The organism is Sphingobacterium sp. IITKGP-BTPF85, from assembly GCF_001006065.1.
Lineage (GTDB): Bacteria > Bacteroidota > Bacteroidia > Sphingobacteriales > Sphingobacteriaceae > Sphingobacterium > Sphingobacterium anhuiense.
The window spans coordinates 1-26,687 of record NZ_ASZT02000070.1 but is presented as its reverse complement, the minus strand read 5'-3'; the positions used below and the strand labels follow the sequence as shown (position 1 = coordinate 26,687).

Below are 26,687 nucleotides of genomic sequence, written 5' to 3'. Positions count from 1 at the left end.
TTTTATTGTATCACTCTTTTTTTATTTCTTCATACTTCCTTGATCGCGCAAATTCACATGCCAGCTAAATGCTTCTTCCAAGATATGTGGTGTATGGCCCCCGCGCTCACAGGCGCGGTCATAGTAGTCTTGTAACTGCTCTTTATAATCTGGATGAACACAGTTATCAATAATAACTTGAGCGCGTTCACGAGGAGCTAATCCTCTTAAATCAGCTAGACCGATATCAGTTACTAATATGTCAACATCATGTTCTGTATGATCAACATGTGATACCATGGGTAACACATGCGAAATACGATCTTCTTTTGATGCTGCCTGTGTAACGAATATACTTAAGTAAGCATTTCTTGCAAAATCACCTGAACCACCTATACCATTCATAATATTGGTACCTGAAATATGTGTGGAATTTACATTGCCATAAATATCAAATTCAATAGCCGTATTAATAGCGATAACACCCAAACGACGAATTAATCCTGGAGTATTTGAGATATTTTGCGGTCTCAAGACCATCTTATCACGATACTTATCCAAGTTTCCAAATACACGATCATAGCAGGGCTTTGAAACCGTAATGGAAGAAGCCGATGCAAAATCCATTACTCCCGCATCAATTAAATCAAAGGTACTATCTTGTAAAACTTCTGAGAACATCGTTAAATTGCGGAAATTACTGTCTTTAAAACCCATTAAAACAGCGTTCGCAACTTTACCTATCCCCGCCTGAAGCGGCAATAAACTGGAAGACAGATGTCCCATTTCTACTTCTTTCTCAAAGAAATTTAAGATATGACTGGCAATAGCCGTTGTCTTGGTATCTGGTTCTGCAATATCTGCCGGACTATCTTCGATATCAGTAAATACAATTCCAACGACTTTTGAAGGGTCTAAGGCAATTGTTTTTCGCCCAATTTTATTCTCAGGAGCTACTATAGGTATAACGTTTCTTCTTGGATAATCTTCGGCTTGATAGATATCATGGATGCCACGAATCTCCATCGGAACAGCTGTATTTATTTCTAAAATCACATGCTTGGCTAAAGCAGCAAAAGTTGCTGAGTTACCCACTGAAGTGGTCGGAATAATACTACCATCGGCTTCAATCGCTGCTACTTCAAGTACGGCAATATCAACAGAGGCTAAATTCTTATTGTGCAGCAACTCTGCTGTTTCACTCAAATGCTGGTCAATAAATAGGACTTCCCCGCTATTGATCTTTCCTCTAAGTGTTCGGTCCACCTGGAACGGCATACGCTTAGCAAGAACACCAGCTTCAGCCAGCTTACCATCTGTGCCATGACCTAAAGAAGCACCTGTGATCAATGTTATCTTTAAAGGATCTGTTTTCGCCCGGTCTGCCAAAGCTGGCAATACGACTTTGCTGTCTCCGGCTTTCGTAAATCCACTTGAGCCAACGATCATACCATTTTCAAATAGTTGTGCAGCCTGCTCTGCTGTAATTACTTTATCAAGTAAACTTTTAAGTTTAATTCTATCGTATGACATATTCCTTTACTTATTTCCCAATTTACTAATATTTACAAACATATTCTTAGTAATTGTTTGAATATTAGAACAAACAATATTAAGTTATTTTTTCTATGTCAATTTATTGCAATTAGTCACAAAATTATCCAATAAAGACGATATATTTGTAATTATTTATAAATCAGCATTTAATATTTTTTATCAGAAGAAATCGTTTTAATATTAAATATTTGGAAACACATAAAACACTGTCAATCAACCTCTTAATTATTTAAGAAATTTCAAAAAATTAGTACACACTTACTTACATACCCAAATTAACAATCAATAATGGTGAGTATTAACTTACATTCATAAAGTAATACAAAGCTTTTGTATAAAAACTTTAACTTTGCAACGGAAACGGAAGGAAATCATGAATATAAAAAGCGATATAAAAGATCCCAAATATGTTAATCGTTATTACGTAACAGAAGTGGATTCTTTTGAGGATAGCATCTATTGTCACCATGCTATAATTGGCGAAAATTTTATTACCGAGCATGTGCACAATAAAGATCAATTTCTTTACACAGAAGGTGGTGTTGTTTTTTTAAAAACAGCTGAGAAGTCCTATTTTCTTCCTGCAAGACATTACATCTGGATACCGGCTGGCATTCGCCACAGTATTCATCCGAGCACCCCTGATGTGGTTATGCGTAATCTTTATTTTCCAAAGTATGATACTGACCAGGAGTTCTACAAGAAGATAAGCATCTACCCTGTCGACGATCTTCTTAATGAGTTGATCATGTTCACAAACAGATGGAATGGTAATATTTTCCCTGTTGAAGAGCCTAAATATTCGCTTGCAAAAGCATTTAAATTATTATTACCTGAAGTCTCCCAGCACGAGCTACCATTGGCACTCCCCTATCCGAACAATCAAAAGCTAAAAGATATCGTCACCTTTTTAGAAAGCCGCATTGAGGAAAATGTAAGCTTTAAAACACTTTCTCAAAAATTCAACATCAGCGAACGTACATTAGCGCGTCTTTTCCAGAAAGAACTCAACATGTCTTTTATACAGTATTATACAATATTAAGAATGTTAACGGCTCTTAAACTTCTTTTAGATGAAAAACTGAGTGTAAATGAAGTTGCTCTGAAGGTAGGTTATAGTAGTTTGCCGACGTTCAGTAATACCTTTAATAAAGTGATAGGTGTAAGACCAAGCGAATATGTAAAGCAAAAACAATTGTTAATTTAATATTTTTAAGTATTTTAGTTCTCTAATACCTAAAATCTTAATAATGAATTATAAAAAACTATTTTTTAGTTTAGCAGGACTTGCCCTGTGTGTTTCAGTTGGCGCCAGCTCACTGAACAAGAAACCAAAACCATTACAATTGTTCAATGGCAAGGATATAAAAAATTGGACGCCAAAAATTAGCAAGCACGAGGTTGGAGAAAACTATGCGAATACGTTTCGTGTTGAAGATGGTTTATTAAAAGTAAGATATGATGGGTATGATCAATTTGATCAACAATATGGCCATTTATTCTACAACAAAGAATTTTCTGCTTACATCCTACGTGTTCAATATCGTTTCGTTGGCGATCAAGCTAATGGAGGTGAAGGTTGGGCGTGGCGCAACAGTGGTGCTATGTTACATGGTCAAGATCCTAAAACAATGGCAAAAGATCAAGATTTTCCAGTTTCAATTGAAGGACAGTTATTAGGTGGCGACGGAACAAATGACCGGACAACAAGTAATCTATGTACACCGGGTACAAATGTTGTCATGAACAATAAATTATTTACACCACATTGTGTAAGCTCTACATCGAAAACTTATCATGGAGATCAATGGGTAACAGCAGATTTTCTTGTCTTAGGAGATTCAATTATCCAACACTTTGTAAATGGAGAAAAAGTTCTCGAATATCAGAAGCCGCAATATGGTGGTGGAAATGTATCGCACTCTGACCTTCCAAAAACAAAAGCGGGGCAACTACTCAGTAAAGGAACAATCTCTCTTCAAAGCGAGAGTCATCCTATAGACTTTAAAAAGGTTGAGATTTACGATTTAGAACCTTATATGAAAAACCCAGCGGCTCTGAAAAAGGCAATTGCAGCGGTAATGGAAAAATAAGAAAAATAAAAAAGTGTCGAGAATCTCGACACTTTTATTTACATTCATTCGCTTGGAAAAGAGAAAATCCAGGGTAAAGTAAAAACATAAAGAAAAGGGATACAGAGAACTGTATCCCTTTATATATTATACTGAAAGCTTAAACTAAACCGTTAACAAATTTAGTTAACTTAGATTTGTTGTTAGAAGCTTTTTTCTTGTGGATTACATTTTTCTTAGCCAAACGATCAAGCATAGAAATTACACGAGGCAATAAAGTTTTAGCTTCTTCTGCTGAAGCAGAAGTGCGTAATTTTTTAATTGCGTTACGAGTAGTTTTTGCTTGGTAACGGTTTCTTAAACGCTTTGTAGCGTTTGCTCTAATTCTTTTGATCGCTGATTTATGATTTGCCATTTTTTAGCTAATTTTTATTCGTTCTTTACTTAAAATTCGGAATGCAAAAATAACATCTTATTTCTAATATTCAAAATCTATTTTAAAGTTTTCTATACTTATCTTTGCAACATGCAAAAATTATCCATGGATCAGCTGCAACGTGCTGATGTTGAAACATTCAAAAACCAAGAGAAAACAGCTATCACACTCGTTCTAGACAATGTGAGAAGTATGCATAATGTCGGATCAGCTTTTAGAACGGCTGACGGATTTGCAATAGAAAAAATATTCTTATGTGGTATCACGGCTACACCTCCACATCGCGAAATTGAAAAAACAGCTTTAGGTGCGACACAAACAATTCCATGGGAACATGTCGAGGAAACTACGGAAGCAATTAAAACTTTAAAAGAATTGGGGTATACCATTATTGCGATCGAACAAGCCGAAAACAGTGTACTATTACAAAACTTTATACCTGCAAAAGATGCTAAGTATGCTTTAATATTTGGCAATGAAGTGAATGGTGTCGATGAAGAAGTCATGACATTAGTGGATTATTGTATCGAAATTCCGCAATTTGGAACAAAACATTCCTTCAATGTATCTGTCACAATTGGTATCGTAACTTGGGATTTTATTCAAAAAAGTAAGTTCTCTTAATTTTTTATCAATTAAGGGGATATAAGTATTTATATTACTTCCTATTTCCAATGCAAAATAGTAGATTTGTGATGCAAAATTTTAAGAAGAAATGAGTGTATTAGTTAATAAAGATTCAAAAGTAGTTGTTCAAGGTTTCACTGGAACAGAAGGTACTTATCATGCTAGTCAAATGATCGAGTACGGAACAAACGTAGTTGGTGGTGTTACACCAGGAAAAGGTGGTCAAACACATTTAGACCGTCCCGTATTCAATACTGTTAAAGATGCTGTAGAAAAAGCTGGTGCTAACGTTTCTATTATTTTCGTACCTCCTGCATTTGCAGCAGATGCGATTATGGAAGCTGCTGAAGCAGGTATCGAAGTAATCGTATGTATCACTGAAGGTATTCCTACTAAAGATATGATTCAAGTAAAATCTTACTTGAGTGACAAAAATTCTCGTTTAATCGGACCAAACTGTCCAGGTATCATCACTGCTGATGAAGCTAAAATTGGTATCATGCCAGGTTTCATCTTCAAAAAGGTAATGTTGGTATTGTTTCTAAATCAGGAACATTAACTTACGAAGCTGTTGATCAAACTGTAAAAGCTGGTCTAGGTATTACAACTGCTATCGGTATCGGTGGTGACCCAATCATTGGTACTACAACTAAAGAAGCAGTAGAATTATTAATGAATGATCCAGAAACTGAAGCAATCATCATGATCGGTGAAATCGGTGGTGGTATGGAAGCTGAAGCTGCTCTTTGGATTAAAGAAAATGGTACTAAACCAGTAGTAGGTTTCATCGCGGGTCAAACAGCGCCTCCAGGACGTCGTATGGGTCACGCTGGTGCTATTGTTGGTGGTGCTGACGATACTGCAGCTGCTAAGATGAAATCATGGCTGAGTGTGGCATCCGTGTAGTACAATCTCCTGCTGAAATCGGAAAAGCAATCGCTGAAGAATTAGCTAAGAAAAACTAAGCGTAAGCTTAAATATAAAAAGCTTGCAAAAAATTGCAAGGCTTTTTTTATATATACCCCCTTCTACTTACTGTTACCAGTCAACTCCATTGGAATCTTTCCTTTTAGCATGACAGTTATTCTGGAATCATCTTCCGATTTCACATCAATTAGTAAATCGTGCGCATTATTCTGATCAAAATCTGTTGTCAACATCTGCACTGCCACACCATCTGTTTCTACAGCATACAGCGTTTTTAAATCTGCTTTTTTTATAGCATTTTCAAGAGCTTTAGATTCTTTAGCTTGCTCAGCCCCAATTTGGCAGATGACCAAATCTTGAATATCTTTCAATAAAGAATCGGGAACAAATTGTTTAATATCCATAAACAAATCTCCATCGCTAAGTTTGTTTACATCTTTTATATTAGCACCACTAAATCTAAAGATGTCTATCCCTTTTTGTTTTTTCGGCAATGAATTTACAAATTCATTAACTTTAGAAAGCTGTGCCTGAGCGGTAAACACGCTAAAAACAAGTGCAATTGCGGTTATTAACTTTTCCATAACTAGTTTATTATTTTAGTTTTATTATTTTTCTTTTCGTAATACTCGATCATTTTAGATAACTCATTTAAATCCAGATCAGCCTTAATATCAACAAAAACATAGTCCTCCTCATCTGCGATCCCCAATAGCACACGCTTCACATGATCTTTCTTCATCTCTGTATTAATCGTAATTTTTGATCCTTCACTATACAAACTCATCATTTCTTCAAAATTATTTTTAGCTAGATAAGCATTAAACTTACTCATGAGATTATCTTTTTTATTTCCAGAAATTGTCATGATCTTTAACTTCTTGATTTTCCGCAAGGCCAATGCCGCAATCGCATCCTCTTCATCTAATTCTTTTATTTTACCTTTAATAAATGCTTTTGTTAAAAACATCGGTACCCTTATTGATGCAACTTCCGTATCACTTGAGAGGTCTCTCTTACTCACAAACGACATGTTTGGACTTGTTTTAACAAAACAACTTTGCAAGGTCAGACAAAAGAGTAAAAGGGCTCCTATAATTATTGAATGCTTCATAATCCTATTGTTTAGTATTGACCAATTTATTTACATCATCGTAGCTCACCTTACCATCCAGGATCATAAAAATCGTACTTCCTTCAGATTGAATGCTGAGCAATAGATTTTTAATAACATCAGTTGCTGTATCTTCTGCTAAAAATTTAATTTTATTACCTTCCGAATTAATGGTGATCAATTCTTCGTATTTCAATTTGCCAATAGCTTTTGATACATCAGATTGTACTCCTAGATCTGCCTCTTCTAAGATCAGCATCTTAATACTGTTTATTTTAGAAAGCAATGGTTTTATACTATTTACTTCATTATCGGATAATTTCATCTTATTCAGCATGCTGAACATAGGCTTACCAATTTTAATAGAAGTCACCCCTTTTCCTTCTTTATATTGCTCGAAGATCTCATCTAATTTCGATAGTTGAGCATGTGCCAAACTTGAACACAATAGCGCTAATACTAATAATATCGTTTTCATAATTTTTATAATTCAATACTTAAACATTTTATATTTTCAACTTCCTTCATTCCTTTTTTTAAGTTCGAAGAGGCAAATAGCAGTGCATTTTCAGTAATCTTTAATGCTTCCGCTTCATCTGTAATTTTTACCCCATTGACCTCTACATAAAATTCTTCTGACGCAAGTGGCTCACTTGCCAGATCTAATTCTGGCTTTAAAACTGATCGGTCACTATTGTAAGTATCGATCCTTACAACCGTTGAATTCCGTGATAGCTTTTTTTCACTTTCTTTATTCTCAACCAATGGTTTCGTTTCAATGATATCCTTTTCATGATGCTCCTTCGAGGGAATCTTAAGAGTGGCCACCTCTTCTTCTTCCACTGCTTTTTGATTAGGCAAATACCATATACCTAAACAGATGACCAAAACAGCTGCTGCGATAGACGAAAACAATGTCCATATTTTTCTCTTTTGCGGCAGATGGACAGATTGCACCTTTTCTGTTGTTGTTAAAAAAGATTCAAAATCCAACGGCATCTCCGCTTTATCCTGCTTTGATAAGACCGAAAAATACCCCTCTTCGCTTTGCTCCTTTAGTAACCTTTCTTCGGCAAGAGTCGTTTCTCCTGCTAAATATTTAGCTTCTAATTTCTTTAATTCTTCTTTCTTCATAATCAAATACTTTTGTCAAATTGACTTTTACCACATTTCGAGCTCGCGATAAATTTACGCGCACTGCATTTTCATCTATTCCGACCAAGGCAACAATGTCTGCAATTTCATATTCCTCAATATCTCTGAGATACATCACCAGTCTTTGCTTTTCAGGGAGCTGATCTATGAATTTTAAGATAAGTTCTCTAGTTAAGGAAGGATACTTTTCTTTTTGAATATCTTGATCAAGTTGTGCCATATATTTTGTTTTGACCCCCTCTCTATTTAATCTATTCAAGGCAAAGTTTTTTGTCATTCGCATCGCATAAGCTTCGATATTCGTAATTTTTAAAAGTTCATTCCTCGATTCCCATAACTTTAATAATACTTCCTGAACCAAATCAAACGCATCATCCTGATCTAGCAAAAACCTATTTGCAAAACGAAATAACCGATCCTTATGGATGAAGACTGTCGTTTTAAAGGTTTCTTGGTTCATAAATTTTAATCGCTTTTATATAGAAGACATGAAAGGGTATCGAAATATTACATACTTTTTAAAAAAAAATAATTGGTGCTGTTATATTCTAGGAATTGTCTTCCTTATACGAAGGAACATAAAAAAACCGAAGCTTTTTAGCTTCGGTTTAAAATTAGTCTATTCATCAGCAGAAGGACCATAAAGTCCTGGTACTGGAATATTCAATAATCTCAAGTAAACAGTCAACTGACCTCTGTGATGGATCAGGTGATTGGTAATGATATAGCGCACGGCTCCAGCCTTGGGCAATCGTGCCATTTCCCAGTCACCAGATTTTAACACCCATTCTTTTAACCAGTCCTCTTCAGGCAATTGTTCAATAGTTTCCTTATTTGCAATTAAACCTTTGATTAGAATATCTTTTAATTCGTCAATGGAATTAATTTTTAAAGGTTGATAATCAGTTTTAAAATCGAAGACATCCTTCGGAATAGCTTTAGAAACCCAATTATGCAATTCCACAACATGTCTGCCAATGCGCCTAAACTCATCGATTTTTCGTGTGGACGCCAATCCAGATGTTCATCTGTAATGCGATCCAAAACACGACCTGTATTACTTGTCTCTCTTTCTAATTCAATCAGAAAACTCTTTTTAATACTCATAACCTTATTTTAAATACAAAAATGATTTACTTAATCTATTTTAAAAATAAATGTTAATACTGGAAACCTTCATGCAGGTCATGTAAAATCCAGTGTTTACTCTTAATATTACTTTGTTCACTCTTCAATAATTGAATAAAATCTTGTACACCTATCTCTTCATTTCCATTGGCATGAATTAAAACGATACTGCCGTCTTTTGCATGCTGTCCCTTCGCAAGCCACGCATCTGATACTACTGGTATCAAACCAAAACTTAATACCTGTTCAATAATTTTATTACTCGAAACAAGACCTGGAAATCTAAAAAAGATGGACGGAACTATTCCTTTAGAAAGCATCAACTTCTCATTGGCTATTACTTCATAATTTACATCAGTGCCTGTTGCTAATAAAAAATTATGATTTAAAGGATCCTTATTCACTTTATGATTATAAGTATGATTGATCCATGTTATCGTTAATAACCCTTTATTTTGTAAATTAATGAGCCATTGTAGGTCCGTTTCATGATTCAAAATCCATTTCCCCGAAAGAGAAATAGCAACTGGAAGCGAATTTTCAACACCTTTAAAAGCAACAAATAGAGTCTCAAAAACAATTTTATCTAATGGTTTATGCGATGGGCATAAATCAATAGTCAGATTAATGCCCCGCTCCTTTGGAAAGGGAAAATCAATTCCAGCATCTTGAAGCACCTGTTCATTACTTCGAACATGTTTAAAGCTCTTCATATACAAAGATGAATCAAAATATGGTACCTTCTCAATGGAAGTAACGGCTACAATTTTACAAGCATTACGATTCAACACGTATGTCTCCAATGTTATTGGATCTACTGACAACACGTAGTTCTGACCTTGGTCCTGAAAACTTCGAATACCAACATACTGCTTTCCTTTGTAAGAAACATTGGCAAAATTTACATTATAGTCCACAATATGTTCAAAACGTTGTGCATAAATCACATCGGATGCAAGAATCACGAATAATATGACCAAATAGATGTGTTTAAATGAAAATCTTTGCCTTTTCTGTTTCATCGATAAGATATCAATAAGTCCAAAAAGTATAATCCGTGAGAAGCGTTATATTATATGGATGTATAATAGCATGATGAGCGGCTTGCTTTGCTATTTTACTTTCAACATAACTTATTGAAAGCGGTACAAACGCATTATTCCGAACATCGTCCTTAAATAGGGCTTCATACCAAACACAGGCCGCAATAAATCTACCATAATTTAAATTAAGATGATAGCCATCCCGGGTAAAATGGTCTCCGATATAAGTCGTTCTAGCATTTTGTATTGCAGTTCCACAAGGAATCAAAATTGAAAAATTCCCCATTTATATACCTTTTCAGATGTCGATACAATAGCTTTATACATTTGCTCTTGATTGCGTTCATATAAACTAAATCCACTATGATCACTATCATGTTGATAAGCCCATGTTTGATGTAGAATATACTTAGTTTCCGGATACTTGACATGCTCCTTTACATAAGCATATAGCAAAGGTAAATCCTTTGCATAAGTGTCATATTTTCCCGATAGAGGGCTTGCCTGTTGAAAACTGATATAATCCCATGGTTCATCTAAAAGCGCAGCCGATATTTTCATATGCTCATGTACGCTCTTCGCTCCGGATTCATCTACTTTTCGATAGCTATAGGCACTACTATCTCCCAAAGCATTTTTAACATGTAGCTCCAAGGGTGCTCCTCCTATATATAAATTACCGATCACAATTTTTTTCCCCCGAGCATTTGCCAGTTCAAATAAATTGTTTTCAATAGCATCTTCCGAAAAACTATTACCAATAGCCAGTATACGAATCACCCCATCATCTAATGTCCGGTCATCAGTTTGGGCCTTTAATTTTGATAGAAAAATAAAAGAAAAAAGAAAAAGAATATAAGTAATTCGAGTGCTAAACATATGAATGCATTTATACAGATAAGCTCTAAATTAAAAAATATCTTTCAATTTGAACAAAAAAAGCTTCTCAATAGAGAAGCTTTTTATCCATATTATATCTTAAATTTATCTTTAATGCGCAATACAGATAATGAACCAAGTAGCATAAAGACACCTGCTAATAATATCCCGTAAACAGAATTACTATCAAAGAATATCTTGATCATATAACCTCCAAAAAAACCACAGACAATCTGAGGAAATGTGATGAAGAAATTAAAAATCCCCATATAAACCCCCATTTTTTTGCAGGCAAACTGTCACTCAAAATAGCATATGGCATTGCTAATATACTTCCCCAAGCCAGTCCTACCCCAATCATAGGAATAATTAAGAGATTGGGATCTTTAATTATAAATATCGACATCAATCCTAGACCTCCCATAGCAAGTGAAAAAGCATGTGTCTGCTTGCGCCCAAATTTAGTTGCTATCTTAGCTAAAAACAAAGCATAGATTGCCGAAATGGCATTATAAATACCAAAAAGCACTCCTACCCAATTGGCTGCATCCATGTAAAGCTTCGATTTATCCCCCCCCTTTAAATAAAAGATATGTTCTGCAATTGCGGGAGTAGTATACACCCACATCATAAAAAGTGCGAACCATGAAAAAAACTGTACGACACCCAATTGTTTCATCGTCTTTGGCATGGATCTAAAATCTGCAGCAATAGCAAATAAACCAGAACGATGCTCAACTTCAACTTCTTGAGATGCATCTTCAAAAGAAGCTAATTCCGTTGGATTATACTCCTTTGTCGATAAAACTGTCCATAAAATGGATAACAGCAATATACCTGCCCCACAATAAAAGGAATATATGACATTGAGAGGAATTACCCCTTCTGCAGCTGTTCCTTCCACTCCAAAATAATGAGTTAACACATACGGTAACCAAGATCCTATTACTGCCCCAAATCCGATAATAAAGGTTTGAACAGAAAATCCTAAACTCCGTTGTGAACTCGGTAAATTATCTGCAACCAACGCCCTAAATGGTTCCATCGTAACATTAATTGATGCATCCATAATGGTCAACATTCCCGCACCTACTAATAACGGAGGTAAAATAGCCGTAAACAGTGCAGCATTAGGCATTAATATCAGTGCGATTGCAGTTAAAATAGCACCGATCAAAAAATAAGGTTTGCGACGTCCAATTTTATTCCATGTCCGATCACTATAATAGCCTATTATGGGCTGAACGATCATTCCGGTGATCGGAGCTGCCAACCAAAAAAGTGATAAATGCTCAACATCAGCTCCAAATGTTTGGAGAATGCGCGAGGCATTACCATTTTGAAGAGCAAACCCTGTTTGGATACCCAAAAAGCCTATGCTCATATTGATAATCTGAACAGTTGACAGTTTTGGTTTATGCAGTTTTGAAATCATAATTTTATTGCTTAGCTGGTTATGCACTTGGCTTAACAGAGATTGCCTCTCCGTTAAAAATAATATTAATTTCTTGATTAGACTTATTGATCAGTTCAAAATCATGCTGTTTTATTTTCACAAATAATTTCACTCCCCTAAACTGAACATGAAAAGCATAACTTTCCCAAGTTTTAGGAATGAAAGTTTGAAAAATCAATGTATTGTTTTTCACCCGCATCCCTGCAAAACCTTCGACGATAGACATCCAGGTTCCGGCCATCGATGTGATGTGTAATCCATCTTCGGTGTCATTGTTATAATCATCCAGATCTAAACGGGCTGTTCTAAGGTAAAATTCATATGCTTTAGCCTCATTACCCAATTTTGAAGCTAAAATAGCGTGAACACAGGGTGACAGTGAACTTCATGAACAGTTCGCGGTTCATAAAAATCATAATTCTTTCTTATCGTATCTAAATCATATTGATCTTCAAAGAAATATAAGCCTTGAAGTACATCTGCTTGTTTTATAAAACATGATCTCAAAATACGGTCCCAGCTCCACTTTTGATTGATCGGTCGCTCTGTATCAGGCAAATCAGCAACTAAGACTTGCTCTTTATCTAAATAACCATCCTGTTGTAAAAATATCCCGCTTTCAGTATCGATCGGATAATATAAATGATCCATGACATGCTGCCATGCAACGGCTTCTTCTTGCTTAAAAGCAACTTTTTCAAATAAGACCTTTAGTTTGATATGATCACTATCTTTTAACGTTTGTATGGATTCCAGCGTATACTTTAAACACCAGCTAGCAATCGTATTGGTATACCAGTTATTATTGACATTGTTTTCATATTCATTAGGACCAGTAACTCCCAGTATAACATATTTATCCTTCTCCGCACTCCAGTTGACACGTTGTGCCCAGAAACGACTGATAGCGATCAATACTTCAAGCCCATAATTTTCGACATATGACCAATCACCGGTATAGCGCTGATAATTGTAGATGGCAAAAGCAATTGCGCCATTACGGTGGATCTCTTCAAAAGTAATCTCCCATTCGTTATGACACTCTTCTCCATTCATTGTAACCATAGGATATAAAGCCGCTCCCTTTGAAAAACCAAGTTTTGCGGCATTCTCAATCGCCTTATCCAGATGCTGATAGCGATACAGCAATAAATTGCGGGCAATAGCCGAGGGTTGCGTAGCAAGGTAAAAAGGAACACAATAAGCCTCTGTATCCCAATAGGTCACACCACCATACTTTTCTCCCGTAAATCCTTTTGGACCAATATTAAGTCTGGAATCTTCGCCAGTATAAGTTTGGTATAATTGGAATATATTAAAACGAATAGCTTGCTGTGCGGCAACATCTGCAGTGATCTCAATATCACTTTCATTCCAGAAATTTCCCCAGGCCAACGCCTGATTATGTTGTAATTCATCAAATGTTATGGCAGAAATTTTTTCGATATTTGCTTTTCCCGTCACAACTAATTCAGTTTCACTATAATTTTGAGAAGTAACCATTGAAACACGTTTTTCTACAGAGAATATATCACCTGGCTCTACAGAAATTGCTACACTTTCAGAAACATATGCACCTTCTTTTGAAGGTTTGGATTCCAGAGTTTTATTATTTAAAGTAAAGTTATTAAACAAATCAGCACGGACTATGAAATCTGTTTTCTTCGTTTTCATCGTCACATTTAACTGTGAATCTGATGTACCACTTGAAATAAAATTCCAAAAATGTTCTTCATAGTTACTGTCTCTATTCACGACATCTCCTTCCAAATAAGACTCCACCTGTAAAGAAGCTTTTTGATTCAGAACTTGGATAGTATATTTTAAAGATGCTGTTTCAGACTGAAAAAGATGAAATATCCGCGTGCTCTTTACACGAATCTCCATACCATTTTGAAGTCTAGCGTCAAAAGATCGAATTAATAATCCATGCTTCATATCCAGTTTTCGTTGAAAACTATGTACATCACATTTTGCGAGATCCAAAACCTCACCATTCACTTCGATATGAAGACCAATCCAATTGATAGCGTTAATAACCTTCGCAAAATATTCAGGATAACCATTTTTCCACCAACCAACGCGGGTTTATCAGGATAATAAACTCCAGCCAAATATGATCCTGATAATGATTTACCGCTATAGTCTTCTTCAAAATTTGCTCTTTGTCCCATTCTTCCATTTCCAATAGAAAATATACTTCTGAGACTTCATTATATGCGGGCTGAAACCCTTCTTCTATGATATTCCACTCATCGTGGACGATGTAATTTTTCATTGCAAAATCAACTAATTAATTTAAAACTTCTTCCAAACTGCTGATTGACAAATCGGTTCCATTCAAGTTTGAACCGATACCAATCACACTCATTCCTGCAGCCCTTGCAGCATCTACCCCGGCCTGCGCATCTTCAAACACCAGACATACTTCTGGAAGTAACTTAAGATCACGGGCAGCTTTTAAAAAAACCTCTGGATTAGGTTTAGAAAGACTCACACTATTACCATCAACAAGGACATCAAAAAAAGAAATCATACCCGTTTTCTCGAGGATAAGCGGTGCATTTTTACTCGCAGACCCTAATGCAACCTGATATCCATTTTTCTTTAACCAATGCAACAGTTCAAGAGATCCAGGTAGAATTTCATCTGCTTTCATTTGTTCAACTAAATCTAAATACCAGCGATTTTTCCGTTCTGCCATTTCTATTTTTTCACTTTCAGAAGCATCAACTCCAGCCCAGTTTAAAATTTTCTCTAGTGAAGCAATTCTACTTACACCTTTTAATTGTTCATTTTCAATCTCTGTAAAATCAAATCCCAATTCCTGAGCAAGTCTTTTCCAAGCTTGAAAATGAAATACCGCAGTATCCACCAAAACACCGTCAAGATCAAAAATTACTCCCTTAATTTCCTTCAAAAGGTCCAATGCACTTTTCATTTTTTATTTTTTTAATTCAAACACCACTGTTTGATGAGGTTTTAATGTAATTTCCAATGGTATTTCTTGATCGATATCTGTTAAAATATTTTTCATTCGCGTTGTTTCTTTCATACTCTCCTTAAATCGAGCTAAGGGTAATTTAACCTCCTTGTCATTACAGTTCATAAAAACAGATACCACTTGGTTTTCGTGAGATCTGAAATATGCATACACATTATGTTCCGGTACATAATGCTGTGTTGCTCCATATTGTAGCACCGTATTATTCTTACGATAATTCGCTAACTTTTTAATATGATCGAACAGTTCATTTTCTGCATCAGATCGGCCTGAAGCATTAAATTTATTAACAGTATCACCCGCAAATCCACCTTTAAAATCTTCACGTAGCAAGCCATCAGGTCTATTAAATTCTTCATCAATACCTCTGCACCATAATACATCTGTGGTATACCACGAGATGTCAGCAACCAAGAGAATGCCGCTTTATATTTCTCTATGTCCTCTTCCAACCACAGAGAAAAAACGGTCCTTGTCATGATTATCTAAAAATATTACATTCGCTAATGGATTAGGATATTGATAATCCGATCCTAAAGTTGCATACAATCTATTTGCACCATCCTTTTCATTATTCAATGCATCTGCGATAGCATAATTTAATTGAAAATCAGTGACACCATCAAGCTTCGTATCGATCGACTGGCCAACACGTTTTCCTCCTAAGAAATAAGCTTGATTCGGTACAGACTGTACCCATGTTTCACCAAAGAATGAAAACTGAGGATATTCTTTTTGAATTGCCGCTGTCCATTTAGCCATAAAATCCAAATCGTTGTATGGATAGGTATCTATACGAAAACCATCAATACCTGCATACTCAATCCACCAAATATGACTCTGTAGAATATACTTCTGAACATATTCATTTTCTTGATTCATGTCGGGCATCGTCTCTACAAACCATCCTTTTCCATTCGCTCGCGATCTGCAACGGAAGCATAAGGATCGAAAATAGTCTGATCTTTATAAGTGGTTTGTGTAAAACTTGGCCATTCATGCAACCAGTCTTTAAAAGGCTTGTCAATTACGGTCCAATGATACAGTCCTACGTGATTCGGAACGACATCATGTACCAATTTCATATTTCGTTTGTGTAGTTCCTCTCCAAGTTTACGGTAGGTTTCATTGGTTCCCAATCGTGGATCAATATGATAGTTTTCTGTATTTGCATAACCATGATAGGAAGCCTGGGGCATATCATTGGTCAGTACTGGTGTTAACCACACAGAAGTAACTCCTAGATCAGCTAGATAATCTAGATGTTGAATAACACCATCTATATCACCACCATGACGAGCATACATGGAATCACGGTTTACCTGAATCTCCCGTAAACCTTTTATTTGATCATTCTTTGTGTTTCCATTGGCAAAGCGATCTGGCATGATTAAGTAGATCAAATCGTCGGAATGGACACCCTGAGCTTTCACAGAAGATGTTTCTCTATTTTTTAATTCATATTTATAGCTTCCTACTAGCTTATTATTTTCATAAAATTCAATTGGATAAAAGCCAGCAGTTGCGTCGGAGTCAACCGATAGATCTAGAAATAAATAATCGGAATTTTCAACCGGATTAGTTTTGACTAAGGTTAAGCCTTGCTTCTTGATTTTAACCGTACTCTTCCCAATGCCTTTTCCATAAATAATCAACTGCAAATCAGAAGATTTCATACCAACCCACCAATGCAAAGGTTCGACTCTTTGTATAGAAAATTTACCTTGAGAGAAGGCATAAGAAAGCTGAAGTAGCATAAAAACACCACTTAACAATAAACGTATCATCGTTCAAAAAAAGTTTGAAGAAATAGGGAGCCTCATGCTCCCTATTAAATTAGTTTTTAAAAATTTTTGCAGAATAACCTGAAGCTGTTCGTGACAGTTCAATATCGTATTTACCAGCAGTAGCAATTGCTATATTGGCACCATCTTGTTGTAGAGCGGATAAGTCGCCTCCGATATTCACAGCCCAATCATCGTCCATTCGGAATTTTAATTCACCCGCAACCAGGTTTACTGTTACTTTCCAGGTATATACTCCCTTGCTTCCTACAAAAGTTAAATCTGTATCACTATCCCAACCTTTAGGAGTTGCACTACCGATAACGCCCCAGGTTGATTTTGACACTTCATAGGTTTTAGCTTCAGAATCCATCCGAATTCTATAAAAATCATTCGAAGAAACAGTAATATTTCCAGCATCACCGCTTTGTAATAATGTTCCGTCTGTTTCTCCTTTACCAAAAGCATCTGTCCAGTCAACATTAGTCGGTAAAAATTTAAATCCAGAACCATCTACGGTAACGTACTCATAAATCTCAAACTTAGTTTTACTTTCTTTATCGTACAAACTCATCGGAAGCGCTAAAGTTGGTTCCCAACCAGCGGCAACTGAGCCTCCCACAAGAAACATTTGTGGATTACTCTCTGTGAAAGTAATTGGTCTTGTTTTTTCAATAATCTGTCCTGAAGAATTATAACTGATTTTGAGTAAAGCCTCTCCTATCCATGATGCTTGATTAGGAATATCAAATTCTTTTGATAAAATAAATGTATTGGGATCAACAGTAATATTTTCTGTGATCAAAGCTTCGCCTGCACTTACGGGTACAATAGAGAATGTAAAATCCGTAACCTGATTAGCAATAAAACTAACTTTTAATTTTTTCCCGACTTGAATGGTCGAAACTGTACTTTCGTTAATCGACAATATTGGAACGTCCGTACCGTGCTCCACTTTCTTACAAGAGAACAAAAGGGAAGTAATACCAACAAATAAAACTAATAGTAATCGAAATATATTAGACATTTTCATAATTTCTATTCATTTAAAGATTAATAACCAGGATTTTGATCCAATTTATAATTATTAGCTCTTGCTCTTGCGGGAATAGGAAATAGACGTTTGTAAGTTTCTCCAGCATTTGCTGGTTTAAATAACTGAGCATCTTCCCATCTACCAAAACGAATCATATCTGTTCTTCTGGTCAATTCAAACGTAAATTCTAAGGCACGTTCTTTATAAATAGCGTCCAAAGTTAATGTGCTAGCCGTAAAATGTTTCTCCGGATTAACTGGAAATGCACGTTTACGGACCTGATTAGCTGCATCAACAGCTTGGGAAACACTTGCTGCTGTAGCTCCTCTTAAAACAGCTTCGGCTTTCATCAGCAACACGTCTGCTAGGCGGAATACAACAACATCATTGCCGGCATTATTACTAATCTGGTTCTTATCCGGATAGTATTTAATACAACGTGCACCTGCTAAACGTCCTCCATCATCCGCTCCTCCAATGTCAAAATCAGATCCAGGTATTAATTTATAATTATATGGATCTAACACGACATTAAGTCCGTTATAATTCAGAGGTTGACCAGTAGAATTATACTGTTGACCATATAACCATTGTTTTTTACGATTATCCGCATTTTCAAACAAGTCAAAATAGGCCGGTTGTGCACTCCATCCATTCCACGGATTAATGCTCAATTCAAAGGTTTGACGATGTGCATAATGTAGTACACGGTTGAATAAAGTATTCCCTATAGCACGGGAAGCATCATAAGGAATTGAAAATATTGGTTCAGGATTTGAAGCGCCATTATCAGGTTTAAATTGCGTCAAAAAATCATTTTCTAGCGCATATTTCCCCGAATTAATTACAGCATTGCTATGTTCAACCACCTTATTCCAATTTGCAGTGCCACTATAAACCTGTGCATTTAAGTACAGTTTTGCTAATAAGGTATGTGCAAACCATTTTGTTGGTCGACCATAAGTAGCTTCTGTTTTTTCTTCACTTAAATTTGCTAGATTATCTTCTAAATCTTTTACAATGAATTTATAGACTTCTGCCCGAGCTGTAGTTGCCGGTAACTCTGTTCCTGTATCAAAGCTGGTAACTAGCGGAATGTTTCCGTAAGCATCCATCATCATAAAATAATACCAAGCGCGCATGGCTTTTATTTCAGAAATTGTCTGTGCTTTTGTAGTTGATTCAGGAGCTTGTTCTAAAATACTAAGCACACGGTTACAAGTACCTATTGCATTGAAACCCCAATCCCAATTATTTTGAACAACTTCATGTGACGCTGACCAAGTATGGTAATGCATGTCCCGCCATTTTCCACCATCAAACCAATCTCCTCCTCTTGTTGGGATAATAACTTCATCAGATCCCGCTGTTTGCAGACTAAAATAATTATCGAAATAACCTCTTGCACTGGTATATACAGGCCCTGTTAAGGCGATAAATTGTTCTGGAGTCTTGGGAAATGTATCTTCTGTATATGCTGAATACATCTTATCGTCAAATTTGGTACAAGACTGTCCTGCAACCAGTAACCCGGCAAATAAGAATAAATGAATTTTACTGAATCTCTTTTTCATAACTAATTGTGAATAAGGGTTAAAAAGTTAATTTCACACCTAACAAGAAAGATCTTGTTTTCGGATAATAATTTCTATTATCAACACCAGGTGCTAAACCACCTAAACTTACCTCTGGGTCTACACCCGAATATTTGGTTATCGTAAATAAATTTTGTCCAGATACATACAACCGAGCATTTTTTAAATATTTAGATTCTTTGGTACTAAATGTATAACCCAATGTTGCATTATCTAGTCTTAAAAATGAACCATCTTCAATAAATCTGCTAGAAGCAATTAGTGGCGTTTCAAAGATGCCTTCTTCAACTGCATCTTTAGAAATATTCGTCACATTTGCTTGTTGAAGACGGCTTAAATCGGCACGGGTAGCATTAAAAATTTGATTGCCATACATACCACGTAAGAAGAAGTTTAAGTCCCAGTTTTTATATTGAAAACTATTATTCCATCCATAAGTAAATTTAGGAAGCGCCTGCCCCATGACCATATAATCATCTGGTGCCGAAATCTGATCCTGTGTGACAAGTTCACCTGTTGGTTTTTGATAAATCGTTTTCTTCGCAACTTCATCGTAGCCCATATAATTAGCAACATAGAATGTTCCTAATGCATGACCTGGTAAAACAATTGCTGCCGTTTGACCGGTCCAGCCGTCAAGACCAATACTTCCTTCATAACGCTGCGATACGCCAATATTTTCGATATTAGAAGCTAATGAACCAACCTTATTGATATTACGGGCGAAGTTGACAGTTGTATTATATGAAAAATCACTATTGCGATAAACGACGGCATTTAAAGTGATCTCAACACCTTTATTACTCATGCTTGCTCCATTAGCTAATAAACGATTGAACTGATAAGGTGGCGAAGGAACGTCGTACTCATACAATAAATCCTTAGTTTCTTTATTATAATATTCAATGGTACCTCCCAAACGCCCTCTCCATAATTCAAAATCCAACCCAGCATTAAACATTGATGTACTTTCCCATTTTAAATCAGGGTTTTCATTTTGGTTAACGCCATAGGCATTCATCCAATTACCATTATATAGAAATTGACCATTTTGAGGACCGAAGATAATGATCTGTCGATATGGATCTATATTTTGATTTCCTGAAACACCATACCCCATACGTAACTTTAATTCACTAAATAAATCTTGGTCTTGCATGAAACTTTCCCTACTTATTCTCCAAGCTCCGGAAATTGAAGGAAATGTTGCCCATCTATTATTTTTTCCAAATTTTGATGAACCGTCACGACGTACAGATGCACTTAACAAATATTTTTCATCATAATTATATCCCACACGACCATAAACCGAAATCAATAAAGATTCTAAAATATAAGGATATGTACTATAAGGATTATAACCATCTGGCAAGGTTCCTAAATTAAGGTTATTGCCTCCTAGATCGTCAGACATAAAACCGACAGAAGAAGCAACAACACCATCATTATTTTTAGTTTTCTGATACGAATAACCAGCCATTGCATCAAAAGAATGAAGATTCTTAGTGACATTATAATTAACATAAGACTCAAAAATCTTATCTATATTTTTCAAGTTTGAACGTTCAGCAAATCCTCTTCCCAATGCTTTCGAATCAAAGTCTGTACGATGCATATAGTATTTTTTATCAAATTGATTTTGCTGATACGATATCACGTTAGTCCAGGTCAATCCCTTGAAGATCGTCAGATCCGCTTTTAAACTAGCTAGCAAAGTATTGTTATTTCGCTCTTCATCGCGTTGATTTAACATGGCTACAGGATTGAAATAGTTTGTTCTTCCAGGTACTTGGAAATAACCATTATATGGTGCATAAGCAACATCATCAGAACGAACCGGTGAAGTAGGCAGATAACGAGCTGCCCCATTAAAAATCCCGTAGTCTACATGATTGGATTTGTTCATACTATTCGCAACATTAAGCGCTAATTTCAAGCGATCATCAAAAGCATTTTGATCAATTCCAACCCGCGCTACGACCCTTTCTAAATCACTTCTTTTCACAATACCTTGGTTATTAAAGTAATTTACAGAAGCATTATAGCGAGTTCCTTCAGAACCACCTGTTAGCGAGAGATTGTGATTATGAGAAACCCCAGTCCGAGTTATTTCATCTTGCCAATCAGTATCAAAACCAGTCTCAGAGGCAGCTACAGTCAAACCATTGTCTGCAACAAATTGCTTGTGCTCAGCTGCACTTAACACATTGACACGATTAGCAACTCTTTCAATAGCAGCATAACCACTATAAGATAATACAGGCTTACCTGCTTTACCGCGTTTTGTCGTCACGAAAATAACTCCATTTGCAGCACGTGACCCATAAATTGCAGTGGACGAAGCATCTTTCATAACATCCATCGATACGATATCATCTGGTGCTACCAATTCAATGTTTGCACCGACTACCCCATCAATCACATACAATGGTGAAGAACTAGCAGTCAATGACGATGGTCCGCGCAATTGGATAGTGGATCCTGCAGTAGGGTCTCCACCTGATCTATTCACCGTCAAACCTGCAACTTTACCTGCCAATAACTGGTCAGGCGAACTCACTACCCCAGTATTAAATTCTTTTGGACCGACACTTGATATAGAACCTGTAATTTGCTTTTTCTTGGCCACACCGTAACCGATCACAACTACTTCTTCTAAATCGTTGGTACTTGAATTCAAGTTGAAATTCAACACATTTGCACCGGAGACAATTTGGATCGGTAAATCCATAGAACTGTAACCGATCATATTGACCGTAACAGTCGTCTTTCCTAGTGGCACTTGATTAATTGTGTACTCCCCGTTTTGATTTGTTGCTGTTGAAATTGGACTTCCTTTGATTACAATAGTAGCTCCGATCACAATTTCTCCCTTATCATCCACCACTTTACCAGAAAGTGAAGAATTTTGTGAAAAAGCATTCATCCAAAGCATCATCAAAAGACCAAAGGTCATTACAGCACGTAATGTAAATTTGCTCATAATGTAATTGATTTTATATGTTTAGTTTATTAATTTAGTTTTACTTAAAAGGTAATATCCACCAGGCTTAATTGTAATCTGACTATTTTGATCCCAATTTAGATTCGATCGAGTCATATTATCATACCAGCTCCCCGCTAAATCTGATGTAATGTGAAACGCTCTCGTTACAGTGTCAAAATTTCCGATAACAAATACAGTTTGATTTCCATCAGACATGGTATAATATTTCAATCCATCCTGCAGTGAGGACGATAATAATGTTGCTTTTCTAAAAATTGAATTTAATTTTTTCAACCTGATCAATTTTGCATAGTGCTCAAATAAACGCTTACGAGAAATGTTGGACAAATAATCCCATTTCAATGGTTTTTCCCCTGTTCGACCATTTTCATCTATCGAGATATCGTAACCGAATTCACCAAATTGCCAGATCATTTTTGGACCAGGACTAGTTAACAAAAACGTTGCTGCTGCTTGAATCCTATCTAAAGCAGTAGCAAGATTCTTAACAGAATAAGAACCGTCAGCATAACCATATTGAGCATTCTTAAATTGGATTCTTTCTTCATCATGAGACTCCATGTAGCTCACCATATTAGCTGTCTTAAAACCATGTGATTCCGCAAATAATCTACTCAAATCCGATTTAGATCCGCTATTATAGCCCATAGTCGCTTCATTAAAATTCCCATTTAAATTATTCCAAAGTAACATTCCTTCAGCAGCTAATTCTTGTTCCTCTTGATCAGAACCGAAATGTTCTAAAATGACATAGCAACTTGGATCAAGAATTTTAAGATAATCATGATAATTTTTCCAGATCGCAACCCGGCTAGCATCATAAGCAGACCAAGACCCAACGTTAGTTTCTGCAGTACCCGTATTTTTCTGTGTAAATCCTTTTGATAAATCGAAACGGAAGCCGTCTATCTTAAATTCTGTAATCCAATACTTCAGAACATCCTTCACAAAAATTTGTGTATAAGGGCTTTCATGATTAAAGTCATATCCGACATTAAAAGGATGTCTTGGCATCATATTAAACCAAACATTGTTAGAGCTCGTGGTTTGTCCTTCAAAATACAGTTGAGCGAGAGGTGATTGTCCGAATGCATGATTAAGTACCACATCTAAGATCACCGCAATTCCTGACTGGTGAAGATTATCGATGAGACTTTTTAAATCATTTGCACGACCATAATATTTATCCACGGCTAAATGATAAGAAGGATTGTAACCCCAAGTAGAATTGGCTTCACTTTCCTGAACAGGCATCAGTTCGACGGCATTAATACCTAGACGCTTTAAATATGGAATGGAATCGCGTATCGCATTAAAATTATGCTGTTTTGAAAAATCACGTGTAAGCAATTCATAAATCACTAAATCATAAGCATTTGGTTTGTTAAAGTTTTGAACTTTCCAAGGATAGTCCGTACCATTCAATTCCAATACACTCACCTGACCTGTAGTCTGCTGTATCGGATATGCTGGCAACTCAGCGACCGAACTTCCTAAATTGCTATCATAGATTGGGTCCAATACTAACTTGCTGTAAGGATCCCCTATTCTTAACTGACCATCAATTAGAAATTGATAGGTATACTTTTTTGAAAAATCCAAATCTGCTACTGTTAACCACCATGTACTTCCATCAGGCGTCTGTTTCAAGACATACTTTGATTCTGCCTGAAAATTATTAAAACTACCTAATAGAAAAATAGTTGATTTTCCAGGAGCAGTTAACGCGAAACTCACTGTTTTCTTTTCCTTGTCGATCGTTACACCGTTCTTATTGACGCCGATAGGAAGTGCTGCAATTTCAGGCTTATCATTAACGAATATCCGTAACTTCTTCTCGTAGCTATTTCCATTAACTTCTATGCGAGCAGTAATAAGATGTACACCTAAAGTTCCAAACTTACATTTAAATGTGTGCTGCGATGAATTGCTTACAGTTTCCTGTTCAACTTCATCAATACGTAGTGAAAGTTTGCCCGCTACCGTAGAAAAAACTTCGATAGCGAGCTCTTCATTCAATAAATAAGCTTCTTTTTCCGATGTTAAAATATAAGTAGGCTGTGTGCTAGGTTTTAAAAATGAAAGATGAACTTCCCCTTTTGTAGCAACATCTACATAAATATCAGACCCATCTCTATTCCTCTGAATTTTTGTTCCTGAACCATTGCGTACTACTAACGCAATTTTAATCACGTCAGTTCCAGCAATTCCTTTAAAAACTTCACTCGGTTTTAACGAGATGCTATACCGTCCATCAGATTGACGGCTTAGCTTAAATGCATCATCATTTTTTGTCCAATCCGTAGCAACCTCTTTCCAATCATTTTCATCTTTACTTATAGCAGTAATTAGCCCAATATGTAAAAACAATGGTCCATCTGCCGATACCAGTGCCCGATTCCCCTTATTTACATCAAACATAAATGTAATGGACTCATCCCAGTAATTAAACAGCTTATTCGTTGTGACTAAACCAATATCACTAGGAGACACTTCACTTTCTATCGCTATAGTGGCAGGATTACTTTTTTTACAACTAAAAAAAATAACCGATATACTAAAAAATATACAGATAAAATAATGTCTCATAACTCCTTACAATTGGCAATATAATTTATGGGAACGTTCCCATAATGATGCATTAAAGCATCTTGTACGCTAAAAATATACTATGAATTCAAAGCTAAAATCCCTTTACAATTGGTAATCCTATACTGGGAACGTTCCCAATATTTATCTAAGATAAAAGTTAAAGGCTTAAATCCAAACTTTTTAATGATTTTTTTTACTAGATTTCTGAAAAATTAGAGAAGATTCCAGATAAGTTACTTCTTGATTAGAGAAGCTAATCGGTTTAGCAATCAGTTGACACAGATATTCTGTAGCAGTTTTTCCCATTTCATAAGCGGGTTGTTTAACAACACTTAATCCAGGTTCTAGAAGATCTGCAATATCTAAACATGAAAAGCAGATCAACTTTAATTCAGAAGGAATATTAATTCCTTGATCTTTGGCAACACGCATTGCCGAAATAGCCAAACGTTCAACGGAAGCAAATAAACCATCAGGTTTCTGTATTTTATACAAATTCTTAATGTCTTCCATATTACCTTCTGATTCATTCACGGTATCAAGCACCAAATTAGCATCAAAAGGAATTTTATATTTTTCCAAAGCAGCCTGATAACCCGCCATACGTACCTTACCAATAGAGACATTTTGATTAATTACTAAATAAGCAATTCGTCTACAGTCGTTCTCTATTAAATGCTCTGTAGCAGCAAAACTTGCTTCAAAATCGTTTCCAGTTACATAGCTGGTATTCACATCATCATAAGTTCTATCAAAGAAAACAACCGGTATATTATTATCTTTTAGTACCTGAAGATGGCTATGATCATGGCCTTCACCAGAAGCAGACATAATAACCCCATCTACTCGTCCGTTGATCAACGATCGTATAATAGAAGCTTCTTTATCCACGCGGTGGTCTGTTACATAAATTAAAGTATGGTAATTTTTTGAACGGGCAACCAATTCAATTCCTTTAATCGCCTGACTAAAAAATTTATTTCCAAATTCAGGTATTATAATAGCGATGGTACTGCTTTTATTAGCTCTTAAATTGCTCGCATACATATTAGGTGAAAAGCCTAATTCATCAGCCATTTTTAAAATACGTGCTTTTGTATTTGGATTGATATCATTACCATCGCGGAAAGCCCGTGATACTGTAGACTTGGATAGACCTAAACGTTCCGCTAATTCTATAATTGTTATATGTGACATTGTTGCTGAAATAAAAGCATCTCAAATATAGAACAAATTTAGGATTTAAATGAAGCTTAAAGTAAGAATAGCTAAGGTATAAAAAGGTATAAACACAAA

26 protein-coding genes and 2 pseudogenes are annotated in these 26,687 nt (G+C 35.9%); 4 read left to right on the top strand and 24 right to left on the bottom strand.

Annotated elements, in window-relative coordinates; genetic code table 11:
- Positions 1 to 21 precede the first annotated feature (21 nt).
- Positions 22 to 1,512 carry a succinate CoA transferase gene (locus L950_RS14420; protein ID WP_021187814.1) on the bottom strand — a complete coding sequence of 497 codons (1,491 nt, stop codon included), beginning with the start codon at positions 1,510 to 1,512 and terminating at the stop codon, positions 22 to 24.
- Positions 1,513 to 1,909: 397 nt separating this feature from the next.
- On the opposite strand from L950_RS14420, the gene L950_RS14415 reads away from it, so the two are divergent.
- Positions 1,910 to 2,743, top strand: coding sequence for a helix-turn-helix transcriptional regulator (locus L950_RS14415; RefSeq protein ID WP_021187813.1), 834 nt, complete (start codon positions 1,910 to 1,912; stop codon positions 2,741 to 2,743).
- 43 nt (positions 2,744 to 2,786) lie between these two features.
- The gene (locus L950_RS14410) at positions 2,787 to 3,629 is read left to right on the top strand and encodes a DUF1080 domain-containing protein (protein ID WP_021187812.1); all 843 of its coding nucleotides are present in this window, start codon (positions 2,787 to 2,789) and stop codon (positions 3,627 to 3,629) included.
- 139 nt (positions 3,630 to 3,768) lie between these two features.
- Here L950_RS14410 and rpsT read toward each other — a convergent pair whose 3' ends face one another.
- Positions 3,769 to 4,023 (bottom strand): 30S ribosomal protein S20, encoded by a 255-nt coding sequence (gene rpsT / locus L950_RS14405; RefSeq protein WP_021187811.1) that lies wholly within the window; start codon positions 4,021 to 4,023, stop codon positions 3,769 to 3,771.
- Between the two features lie 111 nt (positions 4,024 to 4,134).
- On the opposite strand from rpsT, the gene L950_RS14400 reads away from it, so the two are divergent.
- Both L950_RS14400 and sucD read left to right on the top strand, forming a co-directional pair.
- A complete protein-coding gene (locus L950_RS14400) occupies positions 4,135 to 4,668 on the top strand; it encodes an RNA methyltransferase (protein ID WP_021187810.1) in 534 nt (177 codons plus the stop codon).
- Positions 4,669 to 4,759: 91 nt separating this feature from the next.
- A pseudogene (gene sucD / locus L950_RS14395) lies at positions 4,760 to 5,636 on the top strand (succinate--CoA ligase subunit alpha).
- Between the two features lie 63 nt (positions 5,637 to 5,699).
- On the opposite strand, the gene L950_RS14390 reads toward sucD, so the two are convergent.
- The 22 genes and pseudogenes from L950_RS14390 to L950_RS14310 form a co-directional block, all read right to left on the bottom strand.
- Positions 5,700 to 6,182: a hypothetical protein gene (locus L950_RS14390; RefSeq protein WP_031286845.1), complete on the bottom strand. Its 483-nt coding sequence runs from the start codon at positions 6,180 to 6,182 to the stop codon at positions 5,700 to 5,702.
- Between the two features lie 2 nt (positions 6,183 to 6,184).
- The gene (locus L950_RS14385) at positions 6,185 to 6,631 is read right to left on the bottom strand and encodes a DUF4252 domain-containing protein (protein WP_021187808.1); all 447 of its coding nucleotides are present in this window, start codon (positions 6,629 to 6,631) and stop codon (positions 6,185 to 6,187) included.
- 85 nt (positions 6,632 to 6,716) lie between these two features.
- Positions 6,717 to 7,190 (bottom strand): DUF4252 domain-containing protein, encoded by a 474-nt coding sequence (locus L950_RS14380; RefSeq protein WP_021187807.1) that lies wholly within the window; start codon positions 7,188 to 7,190, stop codon positions 6,717 to 6,719.
- 5 nt (positions 7,191 to 7,195) lie between these two features.
- A complete protein-coding gene (locus L950_RS14375; RefSeq protein WP_021187806.1) occupies positions 7,196 to 7,846 on the bottom strand; it encodes a hypothetical protein in 651 nt (216 codons plus the stop codon).
- Positions 7,812 to 8,327, bottom strand: a complete 516-nt coding sequence (locus L950_RS14370) for an RNA polymerase sigma factor (protein ID WP_021187805.1) — start codon at positions 8,325 to 8,327, stop codon at positions 7,812 to 7,814. The genes L950_RS14375 and L950_RS14370 overlap by 35 nt, the downstream gene beginning before the upstream one ends.
- A 159-nt stretch (positions 8,328 to 8,486) precedes the next feature.
- A complete protein-coding gene (locus tag L950_RS14365; RefSeq protein ID WP_197086439.1) occupies positions 8,487 to 8,882 on the bottom strand; it encodes a DinB family protein in 396 nt (131 codons plus the stop codon).
- Between the two features lie 145 nt (positions 8,883 to 9,027).
- Positions 9,028 to 9,975, bottom strand: coding sequence for a polysaccharide deacetylase (locus L950_RS14360; protein WP_156169695.1), 948 nt, complete (start codon positions 9,973 to 9,975; stop codon positions 9,028 to 9,030).
- A 52-nt stretch (positions 9,976 to 10,027) separates the two neighbouring features.
- A complete protein-coding gene (locus L950_RS35480; RefSeq protein WP_262507097.1) occupies positions 10,028 to 10,324 on the bottom strand; it encodes a DUF4886 domain-containing protein in 297 nt (98 codons plus the stop codon).
- The gene (locus tag L950_RS14355) at positions 10,303 to 10,917 is read right to left on the bottom strand and encodes a DUF4886 domain-containing protein (protein WP_262507096.1); all 615 of its coding nucleotides are present in this window, start codon (positions 10,915 to 10,917) and stop codon (positions 10,303 to 10,305) included. Before L950_RS14355 ends, L950_RS35480 begins: the two co-directional genes overlap by 22 nt.
- A gap of 202 nt (positions 10,918 to 11,119) precedes the next feature.
- Positions 11,120 to 12,352: an MFS transporter gene (locus L950_RS14350; RefSeq protein WP_231577285.1), complete on the bottom strand. Its 1,233-nt coding sequence runs from the start codon at positions 12,350 to 12,352 to the stop codon at positions 11,120 to 11,122.
- Positions 12,353 to 12,371: 19 nt separating this feature from the next.
- Positions 12,372 to 12,572, bottom strand: a complete 201-nt coding sequence (locus L950_RS36600) for a glycosyl hydrolase family 65 protein (protein WP_231577287.1) — start codon at positions 12,570 to 12,572, stop codon at positions 12,372 to 12,374.
- Positions 12,573 to 12,656: 84 nt separating this feature from the next.
- Positions 12,657 to 14,401 (bottom strand): annotated as a pseudogene (locus L950_RS14345) (family 65 glycosyl hydrolase domain-containing protein); the annotation flags it as partial.
- On the bottom strand, positions 14,371 to 14,547 hold the full coding sequence (locus L950_RS35470; protein ID WP_262507095.1) for a hypothetical protein: 177 nt from the start codon (positions 14,545 to 14,547) through the stop codon (positions 14,371 to 14,373). The gene L950_RS35470 and the pseudogene L950_RS14345, both read right to left, overlap by 31 nt.
- Positions 14,548 to 14,666: 119 nt before the next feature.
- The gene (gene pgmB / locus L950_RS14340; RefSeq protein ID WP_021187800.1) at positions 14,667 to 15,314 is read right to left on the bottom strand and encodes a beta-phosphoglucomutase; all 648 of its coding nucleotides are present in this window, start codon (positions 15,312 to 15,314) and stop codon (positions 14,667 to 14,669) included.
- Positions 15,315 to 15,317: 3 nt separating this feature from the next.
- A complete protein-coding gene (locus tag L950_RS28695; protein WP_197086438.1) occupies positions 15,318 to 15,791 on the bottom strand; it encodes a cyclomaltodextrinase C-terminal domain-containing protein in 474 nt (157 codons plus the stop codon).
- A gap of 12 nt (positions 15,792 to 15,803) precedes the next feature.
- The gene (locus tag L950_RS28690; RefSeq protein ID WP_197086437.1) at positions 15,804 to 16,259 is read right to left on the bottom strand and encodes an alpha-amylase family glycosyl hydrolase; all 456 of its coding nucleotides are present in this window, start codon (positions 16,257 to 16,259) and stop codon (positions 15,804 to 15,806) included.
- A 14-nt stretch (positions 16,260 to 16,273) separates the two neighbouring features.
- The gene (locus L950_RS28685) at positions 16,274 to 17,164 is read right to left on the bottom strand and encodes an alpha-amylase family glycosyl hydrolase (RefSeq protein WP_156169692.1); all 891 of its coding nucleotides are present in this window, start codon (positions 17,162 to 17,164) and stop codon (positions 16,274 to 16,276) included.
- Between the two features lie 49 nt (positions 17,165 to 17,213).
- Positions 17,214 to 18,188 carry a SusF/SusE family outer membrane protein gene (locus tag L950_RS14330; protein WP_197086436.1) on the bottom strand — a complete coding sequence of 325 codons (975 nt, stop codon included), beginning with the start codon at positions 18,186 to 18,188 and terminating at the stop codon, positions 17,214 to 17,216.
- A gap of 26 nt (positions 18,189 to 18,214) precedes the next feature.
- Positions 18,215 to 19,771 carry a RagB/SusD family nutrient uptake outer membrane protein gene (locus L950_RS14325; RefSeq protein ID WP_021187798.1) on the bottom strand — a complete coding sequence of 519 codons (1,557 nt, stop codon included), beginning with the start codon at positions 19,769 to 19,771 and terminating at the stop codon, positions 18,215 to 18,217.
- Between the two features lie 19 nt (positions 19,772 to 19,790).
- Positions 19,791 to 22,775, bottom strand: a complete 2,985-nt coding sequence (locus tag L950_RS14320; protein WP_021187797.1) for a SusC/RagA family TonB-linked outer membrane protein — start codon at positions 22,773 to 22,775, stop codon at positions 19,791 to 19,793.
- 21 nt (positions 22,776 to 22,796) lie between these two features.
- A complete protein-coding gene (locus L950_RS14315) occupies positions 22,797 to 25,292 on the bottom strand; it encodes an alpha-amylase family glycosyl hydrolase (protein WP_231577284.1) in 2,496 nt (831 codons plus the stop codon).
- Between the two features lie 279 nt (positions 25,293 to 25,571).
- A complete protein-coding gene (locus tag L950_RS14310; RefSeq protein WP_021187795.1) occupies positions 25,572 to 26,588 on the bottom strand; it encodes a LacI family DNA-binding transcriptional regulator in 1,017 nt (338 codons plus the stop codon).
- Positions 26,589 to 26,687: the final 99 nt, after the last annotated feature.